Source organism: Chromobacterium vaccinii, from assembly GCF_001855275.1.
Classification (GTDB): Bacteria; Pseudomonadota; Gammaproteobacteria; order Burkholderiales; family Chromobacteriaceae; genus Chromobacterium; species Chromobacterium vaccinii.
Window position 1 is genome coordinate 1,100,588 of the sequence record NZ_CP017707.1, and the last position, 15,780, is coordinate 1,116,367.

The 15,780-nt window shown below is 55.6% G+C and carries 23 protein-coding genes; 11 read left to right on the top strand and 12 right to left on the bottom strand.

The features are described from left to right. Positions 1-19 precede the first annotated feature (19 nt). The gene (locus tag BKX93_RS24540; RefSeq protein ID WP_145929270.1) at positions 20-331 is read left to right on the top strand and encodes a hypothetical protein; all 312 of its coding nucleotides are present in this window, start codon (positions 20-22) and stop codon (positions 329-331) included. 187 nt (positions 332-518) lie between these two features. Further along, positions 519-1,199, top strand: a complete 681-nt coding sequence (locus BKX93_RS24545) for a hypothetical protein (RefSeq protein ID WP_145929271.1) — start codon at positions 519-521, stop codon at positions 1,197-1,199. A 43-nt stretch (positions 1,200-1,242) separates the two neighbouring features. Here BKX93_RS24545 and BKX93_RS04890 read toward each other — a convergent pair whose 3' ends face one another. From BKX93_RS04890 to BKX93_RS23595, 5 genes are all read right to left on the bottom strand, one after another. Further along, positions 1,243-2,493, bottom strand: coding sequence for a phage portal protein (locus BKX93_RS04890; protein WP_070981710.1), 1,251 nt, complete (start codon positions 2,491-2,493; stop codon positions 1,243-1,245). After that, positions 2,493-2,657: a hypothetical protein gene (locus tag BKX93_RS25045; RefSeq protein WP_186009494.1), complete on the bottom strand. Its 165-nt coding sequence runs from the start codon at positions 2,655-2,657 to the stop codon at positions 2,493-2,495. The genes BKX93_RS04890 and BKX93_RS25045 overlap by 1 nt, the downstream gene beginning before the upstream one ends. Next, positions 2,654-4,312, bottom strand: a complete 1,659-nt coding sequence (locus BKX93_RS04895) for a terminase large subunit (protein WP_186009495.1) — start codon at positions 4,310-4,312, stop codon at positions 2,654-2,656. Before BKX93_RS04895 ends, BKX93_RS25045 begins: the two co-directional genes overlap by 4 nt. 41 nt (positions 4,313-4,353) lie before the next feature. Then, entirely contained in the window at positions 4,354-5,142 is a 789-nt protein-coding gene (locus tag BKX93_RS04900) for a hypothetical protein (protein WP_046168269.1), read from the bottom strand. A 152-nt stretch (positions 5,143-5,294) separates the two neighbouring features. Beyond that, positions 5,295-5,627 (bottom strand): HNH endonuclease, encoded by a 333-nt coding sequence (locus tag BKX93_RS23595; RefSeq protein ID WP_081528061.1) that lies wholly within the window; start codon positions 5,625-5,627, stop codon positions 5,295-5,297. A 239-nt stretch (positions 5,628-5,866) separates the two neighbouring features. Between BKX93_RS23595 and BKX93_RS04910 the strand changes: the two genes are divergently transcribed. Beyond that, a complete protein-coding gene (locus BKX93_RS04910; protein ID WP_244887242.1) occupies positions 5,867-6,382 on the top strand; it encodes a GAF domain-containing protein in 516 nt (171 codons plus the stop codon). A 98-nt stretch (positions 6,383-6,480) separates the two neighbouring features. On the opposite strand, the gene BKX93_RS04915 is transcribed toward BKX93_RS04910, so the two are convergent. The 5 genes from BKX93_RS04915 to BKX93_RS25975 all read right to left on the bottom strand — a co-directional run bounded on the left by BKX93_RS04915 (position 6,481) and on the right by BKX93_RS25975 (position 10,082). Then, a complete protein-coding gene (locus tag BKX93_RS04915) occupies positions 6,481-7,002 on the bottom strand; it encodes a hypothetical protein (RefSeq protein WP_145929272.1) in 522 nt (173 codons plus the stop codon). Positions 7,003-7,094: 92 nt separating this feature from the next. Then, a complete protein-coding gene (locus BKX93_RS04920) occupies positions 7,095-7,859 on the bottom strand; it encodes an ATP-binding protein (protein ID WP_083340451.1) in 765 nt (254 codons plus the stop codon). Next, the gene (locus BKX93_RS04925; protein ID WP_070978979.1) at positions 7,843-8,748 is read right to left on the bottom strand and encodes a hypothetical protein; all 906 of its coding nucleotides are present in this window, start codon (positions 8,746-8,748) and stop codon (positions 7,843-7,845) included. The genes BKX93_RS04920 and BKX93_RS04925 overlap by 17 nt, the downstream gene beginning before the upstream one ends. A gap of 388 nt (positions 8,749-9,136) precedes the next feature. After that, the gene (locus tag BKX93_RS04930; RefSeq protein ID WP_070978980.1) at positions 9,137-9,715 is read right to left on the bottom strand and encodes a hypothetical protein; all 579 of its coding nucleotides are present in this window, start codon (positions 9,713-9,715) and stop codon (positions 9,137-9,139) included. Positions 9,716-9,839: 124 nt separating this feature from the next. After that, entirely contained in the window at positions 9,840-10,082 is a 243-nt protein-coding gene (locus BKX93_RS25975; RefSeq protein ID WP_082113771.1) for a transcriptional regulator, read from the bottom strand. Between the two features lie 49 nt (positions 10,083-10,131). On the opposite strand from BKX93_RS25975, the gene BKX93_RS04935 reads away from it, so the two are divergent. Further along, the gene (locus tag BKX93_RS04935) at positions 10,132-10,590 is read left to right on the top strand and encodes a helix-turn-helix domain-containing protein (protein ID WP_115617295.1); all 459 of its coding nucleotides are present in this window, start codon (positions 10,132-10,134) and stop codon (positions 10,588-10,590) included. Between the two features lie 330 nt (positions 10,591-10,920). Here BKX93_RS04935 and BKX93_RS04940 read toward each other — a convergent pair whose 3' ends face one another. After that, entirely contained in the window at positions 10,921-11,673 is a 753-nt protein-coding gene (locus BKX93_RS04940) for a helix-turn-helix transcriptional regulator (RefSeq protein WP_160298950.1), read from the bottom strand. A gap of 428 nt (positions 11,674-12,101) precedes the next feature. Here BKX93_RS04940 and BKX93_RS04945 point away from each other — a divergent pair, with 428 nt between their 5' ends. From BKX93_RS04945 to BKX93_RS23605, 7 genes are all read left to right on the top strand, one after another. After that, a complete protein-coding gene (locus BKX93_RS04945; protein WP_046157759.1) occupies positions 12,102-12,341 on the top strand; it encodes a hypothetical protein in 240 nt (79 codons plus the stop codon). Continuing rightward, entirely contained in the window at positions 12,338-12,517 is a 180-nt protein-coding gene (locus tag BKX93_RS24550) for a hypothetical protein (protein WP_144408874.1), read from the top strand. The genes BKX93_RS04945 and BKX93_RS24550 overlap by 4 nt, the downstream gene beginning before the upstream one ends. Positions 12,518-12,628: 111 nt before the next feature. Beyond that, positions 12,629-13,003 (top strand): hypothetical protein, encoded by a 375-nt coding sequence (locus BKX93_RS24555; protein ID WP_144408873.1) that lies wholly within the window; start codon positions 12,629-12,631, stop codon positions 13,001-13,003. 4 nt (positions 13,004-13,007) lie between these two features. Next, entirely contained in the window at positions 13,008-13,763 is a 756-nt protein-coding gene (locus BKX93_RS04950; protein ID WP_046157758.1) for a P-loop NTPase family protein, read from the top strand. Then, complete coding sequence (locus BKX93_RS04955) at positions 13,760-14,050, top strand: hypothetical protein (RefSeq protein WP_046157757.1); 291 nt, start codon at positions 13,760-13,762, stop codon at positions 14,048-14,050. The genes BKX93_RS04950 and BKX93_RS04955 overlap by 4 nt, the downstream gene beginning before the upstream one ends. A gap of 47 nt (positions 14,051-14,097) precedes the next feature. Next, complete coding sequence (locus BKX93_RS24560; RefSeq protein ID WP_144408871.1) at positions 14,098-14,457, top strand: hypothetical protein; 360 nt, start codon at positions 14,098-14,100, stop codon at positions 14,455-14,457. A 272-nt stretch (positions 14,458-14,729) separates the two neighbouring features. Next, positions 14,730-15,041 carry a hypothetical protein gene (locus BKX93_RS23605; RefSeq protein ID WP_186009496.1) on the top strand — a complete coding sequence of 104 codons (312 nt, stop codon included), beginning with the start codon at positions 14,730-14,732 and terminating at the stop codon, positions 15,039-15,041. 16 nt (positions 15,042-15,057) lie between these two features. Here BKX93_RS23605 and BKX93_RS04960 read toward each other — a convergent pair whose 3' ends face one another. Continuing rightward, positions 15,058-15,399: a helix-turn-helix domain-containing protein gene (locus BKX93_RS04960; RefSeq protein ID WP_046157756.1), complete on the bottom strand. Its 342-nt coding sequence runs from the start codon at positions 15,397-15,399 to the stop codon at positions 15,058-15,060. Positions 15,400-15,780: the final 381 nt, after the last annotated feature.

A 15,780-nucleotide genomic window follows, 5' to 3' on the forward strand; every position in this document is an offset into this window, starting at 1 on the left:
AACCTTGCGGAGGCTCAATATGAACTCCTACATAATCGAATTCAATGCAGATCGAACACCATCACAAGGCTTTCAAATCAGTCTTGACTCCATGGATGCAGGTCATTTCAGCGTACCAAACAATCACACACCCTGCAAGATAAAACCGGGAACCTATAGACTCACTTGGGAATTAGAAGGCACCATTGGCGACAGACTAATAGGAAAGCTGACCATAAAAGATAGATATAACAATCCAGTCAGCTTCAGCCCCATCCAAATCAACGACACAATCTTTGAAAATAACTACAAAATGGGTGCATTAGCACCTATCACCCTGCCAGAACAATAATCCACTTAATTTTTACAATTCCAAGTCCGGGTTATAGCTGGCTAGATAAAACACGCAGCCTCTGCATCCAAACACTCCCATAGCAAAGACTTACTTACGCAGTATCACTTACAATCTTGCTGTAATGAGGCATGAATACTAGAATCAATGCTCAAACACTTATGACTAGTCAGTCATGGGGCATGCCATGGACCCTTTCATCCTTGCCATACTCGGCGCCACTATGGCTGAGTTACTAGAATACAGGTACGCCAAGAGAAATCACATACCTTTCGACCTACTATACGCCATGTTCATTACTTTGTTTTCAGGGTTAATTTCATCCTTATACTTTAACACCTTTGATGCTCAGATCAATAAATTGACACCATTCCAATATGGCACATTTCTAGCATTTGCATTCAACACACTAATGCAACTATTTAGCCATACCGCGCAAAAACTCATAACCTGCATATATCAGTACAAAGCTCAAGTGCGTGTAATATATGTTCAAGAGCAAAAACAAGAATCTACCAATATTGACCTACAGCCATCACTCCCAACATCAGCTAGCTTATCACATGCGGTAACTGCCTCTGTCACAGCCGGCGCATCACCGCTTATAGTAAGCGGATGGCTTCAAATGTTCTTATGCGGCAGTCTCGGCTCACTAATTTGGGCTTTTTTTTCGCCTCCAACAGGAAAAATGCTAGCTCGACTCCCCCGCAACCCGGTATTAAGAACAACATTGATAGCTATCACCGGTGGCGTATACGTAATATTACTTGGGGCAAATAACGTCTCTGCGTTAATGGCTATTCAAATTGGCGCGTCTGCACCAATGATGTTAAAAAGATTATCAAATAACGAAACCTTACCTCAATAACATACAACTTATATTAATAACGGGCTGATTACAAAACGGTTAGTTATTGCAGAATGCTTTCGATCTCTGCTAGGGCCTCGGCATCAGCCTTGCTCTGCAGCGATGCGCCACGCGTGTCCACCATATTGAGCGGCTGCATATAGACATCGCCGCCAGGGATAGGCGGCAGGTTTTCCATTCGCCGGATATCATTCGCACATAGCCAGCCCCATTGCCGCCCAATCGCATACGCGGCATAGCGGCTCTGCGTGTCGCCGCGCAGCAGGCCGGACACGTTGAATTCGATATACAGCTCGCCACGTTCGGACGGCAACAACAGGTCGCGCATGCGGGCCTGTTCGTGGCGTTTGATCCAGGGCATCAGGCAATAGATCACATACTCGATGCCCTGATGCTCGATGTTGTTGTTTGTCGCCCGGTCCAAGAGACCGACTTTGTGTGGCGGCATTTTAAAAATCTGCGCCACCTCCAGGGCAGACAACTTACGCGCGTCGATCAGTTGGGCATCGGCATTCGTCATCGAAAGCGGTTTGAAGGTAATACCCTCCTGCAGCAACGCGACTTTCATCGCGTTGTCCCGGCCGGCGTACTCCCTCTTCCACGCCGCTTTGATCTGCAGCACCCGTTCCGCACTCAACGGCTTCACATCCTGGCCGCCGATCACCGCCGGCCGCTCCAACACGCCAGCCAGGTGCGTCCCATTCGCAAAAACCGCGCTGGCGTGGCCATGCGTCGCCAGGGCCAGGCCCAGGCTATCGCAATGCAGCTGTACCGGGCTGATGCCGGTATAGCCATTGCGCGTAAACCACCGCACATGATGGACCATGCGCGCCGGCATCGGCTCTTGGCCATTAAATTGGTAATACGGCATCAAATCCGCACCGCGCAGCACCGCCACCTTGCCGGCTTCCATCGGCAACAGTGCCACCGGCCGCCCGGCCTCGTCGCGCTCAATGTAGGAATAAGCGTTGCCATCATGCGCGGCAGCGATCTGCGCGCCTTCGGCATACTCGAACGGCGTTTGCCAGCCGTTGGGCTGGCGCAGAAGCTGGGCAACAGGATGATCCGTTACCCGCTCGCGCTGGTCGCCGTTGCGGCGATACAGTTCGCACGGCAGCTGCGCCAGCGACTCGGCCAGCGTGGTAATACATGCCTGATACGTGGTAATCGAAAGCGCCTTGTCCGGCGATACCGCCACCCCGGCCGCGCTCCGGCCGCCGCCGCCCAACAGGCTGGACAGCCACCCCGGATCGGGCGATGCCGCAGACTGGCCAAACTGCTGCGACATGAACATCAGCACGTCCTTCCCGCGCTGCGCGCCGTCATCCACGACCAGGCCAGCGCAAAGCCGCCGCCTACCATCCAACCGGCCGCAGCATGCAACAGCGACATGCCGACCGTCACCGCCGCCGCGCCGGCCAGTCCGACCAGCAGCGTCAAATAATCCAACTTACTCACAAACACACCTCGTCTTCGTAGGCGGAAACAAACGATTCCGCCATGGGGTGATACAGCGCCCGATTCAACGCCATGATCAACGCCACGATACCGTCGATTTTTTCCCTCGATTTGCCCTTGTTAGGGCGATAGTTGTCGTTGGAGTCGCGCAGCACCACCACATTGCCAGCCATCCAGCGCAATACCGGATGCCCGCCATGGGCCAGTGACTGCGAACAGATCATGGCTTCTAGCTCTTTGGTCGGTTCAGATAGGTTCTGGAAATTCTGCGATAGCGCGACCAGTTGCAAGCCGTCTTCCGTCAGTTCGCTGGCCAGCTTGCCGGCGTTCCATTCGTCAAAGCCGATGGCCTGCAGATCAAAGTTCGCCGCATCCTGCAGGATTTGGGCGCGGATCACATCCTGATCAATCCGCGTGCCTGCGGTGGCCGTGATATAGCCTTGCCGCGCCCACGTCGAGTAAGACACCCGGTCTTTTTGGTCGCGCACCAGCATGTTGTCCGCCGGCACAAAAAAGCGCGGTAGAACGTGCCATGGTTCCCCTGATTTTTCCGGGGGGAACAGCAGCACCCAGGCGGCAATGTCTGTCTTGCTGGCCAAGTCCAGACCTCCATAGCAGCGCCGATGCCGCAGCGCCTCGGCATCAACCACCGCAGCGCCTTTATCCCAGCTATCCAAGGAAATCCAGCTCTCGACCGACTGCGTCCAGATGTTCAGGCGCTTGGTCAGGAAGTTGAACAACGCGGTCGGCACCACGCGCGCTTTTTGGGCTTGCGTGCGCAACTCTTCCAAAAATACCGACACGCCAAGATTCGGATTGGCCTTGCACCATACCGACTCGTCAAACCAATCGTCATCCGGGTCCAGCGTGTAGATCACGCCGCCGAAACTATCGTCTTCCAACGCCGGGTCTTTGCCCTGATTTTCCAAAATCCGGATCAGGTAATTGCGCTGCTCCAGGCAGATGCTGCCCTCTTGGTTGAAACCGGCCGTGGTAATCGCGTGCATCACACTGCGGCGCCGCGCGCCGCGCCCGGTATCGATCACGTCCCATAGGTCGCGCGAGGGATGCGCGTGCAATTCGTCGATAATCGCGCCGTGGACGTTCAAGCCGTCCAGGGTTTTGGCGTCCGCGCCCAGCGGCACGAACTTGTTCGCCGTGCCAGGAATCCACAGCTTGTTTTTGTGGTTCTGCACCAGCTGGCGCAGGGCGGGCGACTTGGCGACCATCATTTCCGCCGCCGCATGCGTGATTTTGGCCTGCTCCAGCTTCGTCGCCGCCGTGTAGACCTGCGCGCCGGCCTCTTTGTCGGCGGCGAACAGGTACAAGCCCAGGCCGGCCAGCTTGGTGGACTTGCCGTTTTTGCGCGCTACCTCCTCGTAGAAGGTGCGGAAGCGCCGCCGGCCGTCTCGGTTGTACCAACCGAACTCGACCGCGATCCAGAACGCTTGCCACGGCGCTAGCTCCACCGGCTGGCCCGACCACTCGCCCTCGAAATGGCGGCAGTAGCGCGGGAAAAAGGCCAGCGCATGGGCGGCCATCTCTGGCCGCCAGGCCAGGCCGCGCGCTTCCTGCTGCTGCAGGTCGCGGAAATGCCGCTCCACCGCCAGCCGGACATATCGGCCGACCTTGATGCGGCCTTCCAGCACGTCCACGCCGTACTGATCCCACGGCTGTAAAACGTAACAGGCCGGAATCAATCCGGCCTGTCGTTGATGTACCCCAGCAGCTCGGCCAAGTCCTCGCTGATCACCCGGCCCTTGCTTAGCGCCTTGGTTTTTGCGCATGAGGCCACCGTCATTCCATTTCGTTTGAGCAATTCGCGTATCTGTTTGGCGATCTTTGCCCGGTTGTAGCTGGCGCTGACTTCATACCGGCGGCCGGTCTCCTTGGCCGCCGCGAAAATCTTGCCCCGATTGTCCAAAATCCACTGCTTGCAGGCTTGCCAGTCGGCAATAGCCGCGCAGATCAGGCCCAGCGCGATGCCGGCCGACGAATAGTCGAAGCCCGACGCCTGCAGCAGCGGCTGTATCTCGCGCCAGGCACGCGCTTCCGCCTTGGTCATCGACCAGGGCGGTTTTTTCGGCAAATTGGCGCCGCCCTCGCCCAGCTGGTCCATCACCGCGAACGGATCGGAGGCGAATAAGTCCGCCGTCAACATCCGATCCAGGGCGCGCACCTGGCCGGCGGCCATCACCGTCAAGCCGCCCTCGTCCAGGTCTTTCATCACCTCGCCCCGCGCCCGCCGCTCGGCGCGGGACTCATCGGTTTCCAGCGAACCGCCGTTGGCGTCCTCGTCGTAGCGATGGCCGTAGCGGTCCACTTCCTCGACATGCGTCCGCCAGTCATCGACCTTGTCCGCCAACAAGGCGATCTGCAGCAGCGCGGATGTCCAGTCCAGACCGGCGCTGTCCAGCGCGTTGATGGTGTATTTCCAAACGTCGCGGGCACGTTTGGAAGTCAAAAAGGCGGGCGGTTTGGGCATCACGCCGGAACCCGCTCGCAAAGGGGCTTTTCCGGCCATTTCAGAGCCTTTCAGCTAGTTGAGCGCGACAGAAAACAAAAAAGCCCCTTTCGGGGCTTGTTGGGGGGATTTAGACCCCCCCCTATGAAAATCCAGCGTGGAGAAAAGCGCGGTTAGGCACGCGGTCTTGGCCAGGCGGTCGGGCTGAAGGATTTCACCCCCCCTACCCCCTGGCCGGCCTCGCGCCGCCGGTTGCCGAACCCGCCGTCCTCCCGCGCGGTCTTGCGCGAGTGGCAGGAATGGCAAAGCGCCTGATGATTGGACGACTCGATGAACAACGACCAGTCGCCACGATGCGGGCGGATGTGGTCGCAATCGGTCGCCCGCTCCACGCATCCCGCCGTGGCGCAGCGATAGAGCGCCGCCTTCAGGCAGGCATCGCGCCGGGCAAACCAGATGCGTTGCCGATACCAGCGCCGAACCTTGGCCACGGTTTCATCCGACATCCGCCGTTGATCTGCCACCCGGCGAACATGGGATACATGGTCCGGACAGCAGCTGTTGCCAGGCGCTGCCATCTGGCGACAACCCTGCATCGCGTAGCGGCAAGGGCGGGAAGGTGCGACAGGCATAGACTCTCCTGAACAAAAAAGCCCGGCTGATTAGCTGGAGCTGGTACGTGAAACCCACTAGAACCCGTTAAAAGATTGCCCATCTAACCGTGGTCCCTATACTTAAAGCCCAGATGCTGAAGGCAACTCAGATGCTAGCGCCCCCGCTGCCGAGCAATGAGAAAGAACGTATCCAGTTCCTGCAAGAGCTCTTGATTCTGGACACATCGCCGGAAGACCGATTCGATATCTTGACAACGTATTGCCGCTCACGATTCAACGTCGATATCGCCTTGATTAGCCTCGTCGATCAAGACCGCCAATGGTTCAAGTCCCGAAGTGGGCTGGATGCTAGCGAAACCCCAAGAGAAATCAGCTTTTGCGGATACACCATCCTGAGTGCGGACATCATGGAAGTTCATGACGCGCTGAAGGACGAACGCTTTGCGGACAACCCGCTGGTCACAGGAATCCCAAACATCCGCTTTTATGCAGGCGCGCCGCTAATTCTCGCCAATGGGTACTGCATCGGCACGCTTTGCATCATCAACAAAGAGCCCATGCGACTGGCTGCGGAGGACAAGAGGCATCTGCAGGCACTTGCCAAAACAGTCACAGAAGAAATTGAAGCCACTACGGCAATCCAATGACAAGATGACCAAAATGCAAAAAGCCCAAGTCATTGACTTGGGCTCTGGACGCAACTATGGCGGTGTTTTCTGCATGTTATTGCGGAATTCATCCCGCGTCAAGCCATGTTCAATGCGTCATCCTCCATCTGCCGCAACAAAATCGGCTCCACAGCACCGCGCCCGGCCGCTAGCCACCCCTCAAGCAAGACCTCGATATGCTCCCGATAGAAGGTCGCCGCCGTCTGGCCATCAATCCCGAACTCACGGCCGAACTCTCGAAACGACCCCATACCGGTCAACCAGTACCGGACCCAATACGCAATGCCCTCACTGCCAAACCGCAGCGCATTCAAGTCACCCTCTTGGCCGTAGTGAGCGACAAAGGACGTCAGTTCCTTGAACGATCCTTCCAGATACAGCAAGCTGCCACTCATTACCCTTGCCATCAGTGCCACATGAAAACGCTGCTCCATCATGAGCAGTACCCGATGGATTTCACGCGCATCCATCAACGACAAGGCAAGACCTCGGGTGGACTCCCCGCCACACGCTTCGCCAAACGTCGCCACCGCCTTCATGCCGCCCGATTCAACACGTTCCAACGCACAACGCACAGCCGCTACAACATCACAAAACATCACGATTCCCCGAAATCTGTCAGCGAGGAAACCCCTTAGCCCGATCCGCGCCGGGCTTTGTTTTTGTCTGAAATTTTACCATGCGGGCGCGCTCAGCCAGCTAGGCGGCGGTCCCGATAATCCCCCCAGCTGCATTGCAGAATCAGGGCGTTTTCATACATCCGGCTCACGGCCCGATAGCCGATCATGTCCCGCAGACCGTCCTTTGTCTGGTTGCTTATGTAGACCGTTGGCAACCCTTCCGCCGACCGGCTATCTACCACCCGATTCAAATAGCGCAGGCCATGCCCGTTCGGGTCCAAGATTTCGACTTCATCAATGATCAGCACCGGATAGGAGGCGAAGCGGCTAAGCTCGGCATGCTCGCTGCGTCCGGGCCTCCCCCAGGTTTCGCATATCTCTGTCCGCATCTGGTCCGCCGTCACATAGCGCACCCCAAGGCCACAATGCCCAATCAGGTTTAAGGTCGCGGCGCTGGCCATATGGGTTTTGCCGGTTCCCGGCCCGCCGGTTATCACCACGTTGCCGGCGTTGCGGTCCCGTCCGACCCAAGCCACCCAGCCCTTAAACGCCTCAATGACTGCAGCTTGTGCTTCACACACCGGCTGCAAGTCCCGGAACTTTGCCTGTCGATACCGCCCCGGAATACCGCACCCCCACAACAACATATCGCGCCTTTCCTGCATTCTGCGTTCCCGCTCCCGCTCTTGACTGCACTTCAAGCAAATCGGCTTCCGCCCTGGCAATAGCTCGGCCTCAAACTCGCCATGCACGGCACAGACACCCATCGCCGGCACCATGCGCCCCAAGACCGGCAGACCATCAAAATATCGCAGCGCCTTATTCAATCCATCCATCGGCGGCCCCCTTCACATTCCCTAGCACAGCCGCCCCCTCATGCGCTTCCGCAGATGGCAGGCTTAGCCAACCCGGCGCAAACCGTCCAGCTTGACCACCCTTCACCACTCGCAGCCCACGGCGTATTGCATGCCCTGCAGACGGTTTTCCGTCCCCATCCATCGACTTCAAAACGCTGGCGAGATATTTGACCGGAATCTGTTCATCTGCTGGGATGTAAGCGCGACAGCGGGCGATGCCTTCCTCCAACGTCGGAACTGTCACCCCGGCATCTGCCCATGCCTGCACGGCAGGATGGGCAGCGCCGCCGACCTTCACCCCCAGCCGACGCGCGGTAATCGCCAGTGTCACCGCTGGGCTTGTCTGTCCTGCGGCCTCTCTCTCTCGCGCGGGATATGTATATTCATTACCCTGACTCCCTGATATGTCCTGTTCATCCTGCCGGCTCCCATCCTGATCAAGTCGCTGCAAATGGTCGGGAATGTGTTTCCAGACAAGGGTTTTCAACGCTGTAAGCTCTCCCCTTCCGCCTTTCCCCTTCGTGTCCCGTTCCTCCTGCGGACGTACCAATGCCAACGGCAGTTTCACCACCAGCTTTTGCACTTCCTGCACCGCGGCCGCACGCTTGACCAGCCCGACCCGGATCAACTCCTCAATCAAGGCATCAACCTGCTTATGCGACGGCCGCCAGGCTGGCCGTTTGCTACCGCGAGGCGGCACATACTGGCAGTTGATCGCCAGCACGGCGCGGCTAACGGGATAGCCCCGGCCGACGATGCCTGTCTGCATGTCCATGCACGGCCGCAAGCCGGCCACATACAGCCGATAAGCTTCCAAGCTGCATTCCAACAAAGTCGCCTGCTCTAGTTCAGATAGCAGAATTCTCATAGCCCCCCTTTTCCCCCAACCGCCGCAAGCGCGGCAAGTCGCGGGTTACCGTGTTTTTCCATCGGCAACGGCGGCAATTTCGACTCTGCCGCCGGCCAGTTCTCTTTAGCTGCCCGGCTCACGCTTTCACGATGCCCAGCGCCGTAGACTCGGCCCAAGCGCCTCAACTCGCGTTCGCGTAGCTGTATGGTCGGCAAGCTCAGCACATAGGCGGCATCAGCGACGACGTCACCGCTTACCCTCACCCACTCCATCCCGGCTCCCCAAGGATTTCTTCAATAGCTCGATATGGCGGCGCCGCAGCCGTGCCTTATCCTCCGGCTTGGCCTTGGATACCTTCCATGCCAGACGGTACAACTCCATGCGCAGCCAATCGGACATCAGCGCGCTACCTTCCTTCAGCCGGCTGAGCCAAAGCGCAGTCCACGAACCGCAACAACTCGGCATTGGCGCTGATCGACTCAGACAAGCCCGCTCTTGCTCTCGTCAACTGCTCTCGCGTCATGTCCTCGGCCAAGGCCGCAAACGCTGACAGACCTAGTCCAGTTTCTTTCGTGGCCACCATCATCAATGTGGCATGGCTACCCGCTGGCTCATGCATCAACAACTGAGCCGGAACCATGCCCAGCGGCGCCAGCAACTCGGTCAAGCACTGCAAGCGGATGCTCAGCGGCAATGTCATCAGGACTATCGGCATGGCGTTGCAATTGAGCAGGTTCTTTTCTTTCATCTGATCATCCAGCCAACGCCATATCCGATCCGAATTGCCCTTCAGCACTTGATAAGTGTCGCCCTCCACCATGAAATCAATGGGCCACACGCGTTCGAAGCCCATGACCAAATAGGTTTCCACCATCCGGGCGGCCGCAGCCTGACGGCTCAAGCCTTCCTGTTTTCGCCATAGGTCCACGTAATCCCGGATCACCCCTATTGGCGTTTTGTGCGAACTATGGCGCATGCAATTCATGTTCATTCCAGATAGCATATTTACCAATGTCATTTACAGAGGCCGCAACAGGCGACCCCGCGCAAGAAAAAAGCCGGACACGCCGGCAAGCGCTCCCGCTGACAGCAAGGGAACGAGGAGTAATCTAAGTTGGAGTCGATACCGCAGAGGGGGCGGTCCCGCGCAGATAGGCCCAATCGATATCGGGCCGCAGGGACTCACAACGGACACGTCCGTCAGTGAGTTTTTCCAAGTCGATACAGCGACCTGCAGGAACCTTGACCCGCCACTTGCAGACTGCCCACGGCGTTACACCGAGAGCACGACCGACAGCGGAAGGTCCATCCAGCAAGGCAAAAACGGCGTCAATAGGTGTTGCTTCTTTCATGGGCCGGGATTATCGATCCAAAGTTCATAAAAAGCAACCTTAAATAGACATGACCATGCTACCTAATCCAGATAACATTCAACTTATGGTTGAAGAAAAGAACACTGAAACACAGCTATCCCGGAACATCTGCACCCTAATGCAGCTGCACGGCCTCGCACCGAAGGCGTTTTCCACGCAGGTTCCAGTCACTTACGAGATGATGCGGCGCTATATGAGCGGCGCAGCCCGACCGCGTCCGGAAAAGCTTGCAAAGCTAGCCGAACTCTTTGGCGTAAAACCAGCAGATTTGGAATATGGCAGCTTCACGGCAGACATCACCGTGACCAGCCCCAGCATCACCATCACCCGACACGATGCCCCCATGGCAGAACCGACCACGCCCCCGGATCGGACCATTGCCATATCCGACCCGAAAGAACTCGCCAGTTGGCTAGTCGCCCAGGGCGACGACGCGCTAGCGGACTTTTTGAGAGGCTTGGCGGACACCCTGCAGAAGAAAAAGTAAAAGCGGCCAGTTGGCCGCTTTTTCTATTCAGGGTAATTTCCTATGCCGCGTTTGCAGGCAAGGGACGACGCTGCGCCATCATAGACGCCGAACTGAGCATAAAGGCCCACGCGCGCGAGGCATCGCCCCACTCGTCAACAAGAATGCTGCCATCACTTCTAATTCTTACTCGTACCTCAGCAACTAACTCTGTGTTTTCCGTATTTTTGTGCATTTTTATTTCTGCTTTTTGGGTAGTTCGAAGATGCAGCGCGAACTATACGCGTTCAAACAAACGAGCAAAACTAGACTTTCGTCTAATTACGTGTTTGTACTTACTTCAACGATTCTCTAACTCCCTTCCACAGCGGCAACTCGATACGCAAGCTGAGATAAAGTCTTGACTCCATGTAACTTTCTCATATTTTTCAGGTGCAGCTTTACCGTACTCAGGCCAATGTCCAGGCGCTTGGCCACCTCCTTTTGCGTTAGCCCCTCCCATACCAGCAAGTCGAAAACCTCCCTTTCTCTATCCGTAAACTTAGCCATTCGTGCATCCCGCGCCAATACGCGGGCGGCAACATCTGCCAGGGACGGCAGCAACAAAGACAGCATCTGCCTCGTGTAAGCCTCGCGCTCGACCGATTCACCGATCATCGAAATGATCACCCTACATTCATCACGATCCGCAATATAGGTCAGACCATGCATCATCCCTGCCCGCTTGCAGGCTGATTTGAAATCACGCAGCCGCCTACTATCACCTTCCTGCGGCACCAGTTCGTCGGACCATACTATCGGCCTCCCCGCCCCGGCCAAGATCACCGGATCGACCTCATGCCATGAGCGACGCCGATACAAGTCGAGCCAACGCCCTGGCCATCCCAAATCGATAGCCAAGATAGGTGTTCGTGACGGGATGTCACGCGACATCCTGGCCAGCAGCAAAGGAGGCGAGCCAGGCAAGCTGTACTGCAGCCCAAGCAAGAATGCCCTCAAATCATCCTGATCCGACATTGCCAGCAACGACCGCTGCCAGGGCACCAGCTGGGCCATGGCCAAAGGCGTCACCTCTCGCAACATCGAAACAACTTCCGGTGTCATTCGCATATACCTTGCAACCTACAATTTCCCTCCAAAGAATAGGGCTTGACGCGCAGGCCAACCATCCAACACATCCTAAGTTAATGAATAATAACAACTTACCTAGAATAGAACCATCTAAGCGAAGAAATAAAGTTCATTTAAATGAACTTTTAGTTGACACATCTACTTTTGATTGTAAAATGTGCAAACCTACTTTAAGTAGACCGCTCATTAACAATCTATGAAAACGTCACGGCATCCGTTCCGATGCCGTAACCGCATGCCCGACATAGTCAGGCATGGACACCAAGCTTATGCCGGCCAGCCGCACGATAAACAACGTGCGCGTCCCTGAACCGCTGGTCGGCATAAGCCTGCACCCGATAGCGCCCAATTGGACGTTATCGGATGCAGCCATGCGCTGCCGAATCTAAGGAGAATGAAAAATGCACCACCTGGACAAGACATCGCTGGAAGCCTTCAAGCAAGGGCTTGAGCAGCTGCAAGAGCAACTGCAAGCCAAACTCAACGAGGCCCGCAAGGCAATCAGCGAAATGCCGGAAAGTCAGCTGCGATCCGCTCACGGCCAATCACTGGAAGCCATGGCCGACAATCTGGATTCCTCGCTCACTTGGCTCAGAGAAGCCATTGCAGAGCAAGCGCAGTTGATAGACGAAATGGAATGAGCCTGCGCCATTACATCGTGCGGCAGATGCATCGACGCGAACAGCTGCTGCGCGTCTTTGCCCCTCCGGGCCTACCGCCAGAAATGGCCACCCGCAGGAATCGCACAAGACAACGAATCAACGACCGTGCAGAACGGATCTACCTGCGCGCCGACACCGCCAACGGCTGGGATTAACCAGCCGTTTTTTTACGCTCATTTCCGTTAGCACGCGTCACCGGCCGTTAGCAGTTTGTGAGCGCGCCGAAAGCGTCCCGTTAGCGGAAAGTGAGCAGTTTGTTAGCCCCCATGAGCAAACCAGACGCCAACCAGTTGCTTGCGGCTCTAGCAGGAACAGGCGAGAGCAAAGCGGCACGATTCCGCAGCCTCCTACCACAAATCAAGGCGGCAATAGAACGCGGAGTCAGGCACGCCCAAATCATCGAGGCACTGGCGGCCGATGGCCTGCACATGAGCCACGTTGAATTCCGGAACGCGCTCTATCGTGAACGCCGCCGCGAGGAAAACAAGAAAGCACCCCATGCCCAAGCAACCCAAAACATCCCGGCCAGCGCGGCCAATATGTCCATCGCAACCACGCCGGCCACCAAGACCTCACCTCAGTCAATCCGATCAGGTCGCTTTGACTACGGGAAATTCAGAGACGGAAAAACAAAATGGTGAACTCATGACATACAACGACACCCACATTACGCTTCAAGGCAAAGGCGGCGTAGGCAAGTCGCACATCACAAGCCTTCTCGCCCAAGCGATTTGGGCCATTTTTGGCATTCGTCCGTTGGGAGTCGATACCGATCCCGTCAACAAAACCCTGATGCATTTCCCTGCCTTGCAAGCGCGGGGGCTGGATATCCTGAACCACGATAACCAGATTAACAGCCGCCAGTTTGACACCATGGTGGAGTGGTTGCTTGAGCATGACGGCCCTGCAGTCATCGACAACGGCGCGACATCGTTCATTCCAGCGACGGGCTATCTAGCAGAGACCGGCGCCATTGACGTACTCAACGCGGCAGGCCGCCGCGTGTTTATCCATACCGTACTTGTCGGCGGCCAGGCGATGGACGACACCATAGACGGCCTAGCGGCGCTACTGGACAGCACTTCGGCCCCCATAGTGGTATGGGAAAACGAACACTTTGGCCCGGTTGAACGAGACGGCCGCAGATTCCGGGATTCCAGCGTCTATCACGAAAACCGCGAGCGCATCGCCGGCATTGTCACACTGCGCCGCCCAAATGCCGATCTGGCTGGCCGCGATATCGCAGAACTCAGTATCAAAGGCCAAACCTTTGCCGAAGCCCTGGCAAGTCCGGAATGGGGGCGCATGCCGAAACACCGGCTGCAAATGGTATGGGCTGATTACCTGCAGCAGCTTAGGCCGATCCTGACGCAAGGACTGCCGGAAGGGCTAGCCGCATGATAGCGCGCCCTCATAACGTCATTCCGCTGCAGGGGATGATGTCGCAATTATTAGCCTGCGGCTTCACCAATCCACTACGAGTCAAAATGACTGAAAGGCAGTTAATGCTTTTTGATGCAATGGAATCGCGCCAGCGGTATACCTTTCCCCAGCTGCACGCACAAACCAAAAATGAGCATGCTGACCAAACTAGGCGCGATATCGCTAAGCTCATGGCAATAGGCGCATTGCACATACAGCGCCAGCATAGTGCAAATGGCAAAACTTCTATGTACTGGAAAAAATAAAGCAATAATCAATTCCCAACAGGCTTATACCATCAGGACTCCACTCAATGAAAATTCAAGACGACATTCAACAACAATTCCATAACCTACAAAAAGCCATGCCAGAAATCCATAGGCATTTACGGTTGATGAAAGAACTGCTAGCAGACATTCAGGGCCAGTCTCTTATCTGCATTGAACATATAAACGCACACCTTCAAACGAATGCCGGCCCACACATTCGCATAATTGTCATAACGAGAGGTATACAGCTTAGCGTAGTAAAAGCGTTAGCAGCCAAACGGAATCTTTCAATGCATTACTCAATAGAAACCGGCGATATATATATCCATAGCGAACCATGGGCAGTGCTAGCCATATGCGACACCATGCTCAGCTTGCCTCTCACTCTTCCTGACGCAGCGTAACAAACAGCCCGCCACATAGCGGGCTGTTTAATTACCCCACCTCACCAATTAATATGCAAAAAGAAATCCACGCTATTATTGCGCCAATCCTCGCAGCCGGAGGCCAGCTACGGCAAGGACGAAAAAATCCAGTCCTGATCTTTCCTAATGGAAAAAAAACAGGAATCCCACACCATACAAGAGAGAAAAGAGCAATTAAAAATCTTAGATGCAGGCTAAAAAGGCTGCAAGAAACCAACCTAGCCATAGCTTAATTAACTTAGGGGAATAAAATGTGTATCGGGAATATTCAGGTAGGAAGTCTTGACCGTGCCAACATGAGCGCAGTCATATTTGAAGGTCTTACAATTCAAACAGCGGAGGGAAAGCCTGCACTGCTGGCCATTGTGGATGAAGATGGCAATATTATTGAAACAGGTGAAAAGGTTGCAAAAGAAGCGTGGAATGTTGCAATCGCAAGCTACAAGAATTTTCTAATAGGGGAAGGGCATATGCGAGTCCACACCTCCCCACCCGGACTGAAATTCCTTACTATTGAAAAGAAATCAGCTAAGCGCAGTAAACCACCAAAGCTAGCAGCTTAATACAAAGTCTAGGACTCTACTTTGATTTTTCCGCCAGTTTCCTAGACAACACCCGGATTTGCTCAACCACAAACAGGCGATCCGCGTCATCAAGTGGCGCAATTTCCTCTTGAATTGTTGCCGCCAGTGACGACAACCCCACGGAGGCCCCGCTCAGCAACTGCTGCAGCGAGATACCCAAGATATCCGCGAGCCGATCAAGAGTCGCCAAGCCTGGCAATGCATTACCGCGCTCAATCCTCGACAAAGACTCAGTTTCCATCCCTATGCGCTCAGCAACTACTTTTTGTGCCAGCCCTGCACGCTTCCGGGCCTCTGCGATGTTCGCCCCAACTCTAACCGCAAGCGTTGTTCCCATTTTCTTTGACGTTTCGCATCTACATATGATGTTTAACGTTGCCTTAGCTTGCCCATTAGTGGAATGACATGTTATGTTCACTATTGATGTATTAAGTTAATTTCAGGACATGTTTAGACCGCGCAACTTGTCATATGTCCGTCGTCAGGAAAGGACGCCATGCGACTCATCACCTGCCCACAATGCAAAGGAAAGCGCCATGTGCCTTGCAGTCTTCCATTCCTGACACAACGGCATCCATCGCATTGCCCGATCTGCAAAGGAGACGCGAGCGTTCGCATCCCCTGCCCATTCTGTGAAGGACGCGGCACCATCCCCGCCGCATGAATCAGGTTCTACCCCTTGCCCCCAGCCTTGCGCCGGGGGATTTTTTTGTCCAAA

Coding starts and splice junctions, on each gene's coding strand:
- BKX93_RS24540 (WP_145929270.1), top strand. CDS start 20: ATGAACTCCTACATAATCGAATTCAATGCAGATCGAACACCATCACAA.
- BKX93_RS24545 (WP_145929271.1), top strand. CDS start 519: ATGGACCCTTTCATCCTTGCCATACTCGGCGCCACTATGGCTGAGTTA.
- BKX93_RS04890 (WP_070981710.1), bottom strand. CDS start 2,493: ATGTTCATGTCGCAGCAGTTTGGCCAGTCTGCGGCATCGCCCGATCCG.
- BKX93_RS04900 (WP_046168269.1), bottom strand. CDS start 5,142: ATGCCCAAACCGCCCGCCTTTTTGACTTCCAAACGTGCCCGCGACGTT.
- BKX93_RS23595 (WP_081528061.1), bottom strand. CDS start 5,627: ATGTCGGATGAAACCGTGGCCAAGGTTCGGCGCTGGTATCGGCAACGC.
- BKX93_RS04910 (WP_244887242.1), top strand. CDS start 5,867: ATGCTGAAGGCAACTCAGATGCTAGCGCCCCCGCTGCCGAGCAATGAG.
- BKX93_RS04915 (WP_145929272.1), bottom strand. CDS start 7,002: ATGTTTTGTGATGTTGTAGCGGCTGTGCGTTGTGCGTTGGAACGTGTT.
- BKX93_RS04920 (WP_083340451.1), bottom strand. CDS start 7,859: ATGGATGGATTGAATAAGGCGCTGCGATATTTTGATGGTCTGCCGGTC.
- BKX93_RS04925 (WP_070978979.1), bottom strand. CDS start 8,748: ATGAGAATTCTGCTATCTGAACTAGAGCAGGCGACTTTGTTGGAATGC.
- BKX93_RS04930 (WP_070978980.1), bottom strand. CDS start 9,715: ATGAATTGCATGCGCCATAGTTCGCACAAAACGCCAATAGGGGTGATC.
- BKX93_RS25975 (WP_082113771.1), bottom strand. CDS start 10,082: ATGAAAGAAGCAACACCTATTGACGCCGTTTTTGCCTTGCTGGATGGA.
- BKX93_RS04935 (WP_115617295.1), top strand. CDS start 10,132: ATGACCATGCTACCTAATCCAGATAACATTCAACTTATGGTTGAAGAA.
- BKX93_RS04940 (WP_160298950.1), bottom strand. CDS start 11,673: ATGACACCGGAAGTTGTTTCGATGTTGCGAGAGGTGACGCCTTTGGCC.
- BKX93_RS04945 (WP_046157759.1), top strand. CDS start 12,102: ATGCACCACCTGGACAAGACATCGCTGGAAGCCTTCAAGCAAGGGCTT.
- BKX93_RS24550 (WP_144408874.1), top strand. CDS start 12,338: ATGAGCCTGCGCCATTACATCGTGCGGCAGATGCATCGACGCGAACAG.
- BKX93_RS24555 (WP_144408873.1), top strand. CDS start 12,629: ATGAGCAAACCAGACGCCAACCAGTTGCTTGCGGCTCTAGCAGGAACA.
- BKX93_RS04950 (WP_046157758.1), top strand. CDS start 13,008: ATGACATACAACGACACCCACATTACGCTTCAAGGCAAAGGCGGCGTA.
- BKX93_RS04955 (WP_046157757.1), top strand. CDS start 13,760: ATGATAGCGCGCCCTCATAACGTCATTCCGCTGCAGGGGATGATGTCG.
- BKX93_RS24560 (WP_144408871.1), top strand. CDS start 14,098: ATGAAAATTCAAGACGACATTCAACAACAATTCCATAACCTACAAAAA.
- BKX93_RS23605 (WP_186009496.1), top strand. CDS start 14,730: ATGTGTATCGGGAATATTCAGGTAGGAAGTCTTGACCGTGCCAACATG.
- BKX93_RS04960 (WP_046157756.1), bottom strand. CDS start 15,399: ATGGGAACAACGCTTGCGGTTAGAGTTGGGGCGAACATCGCAGAGGCC.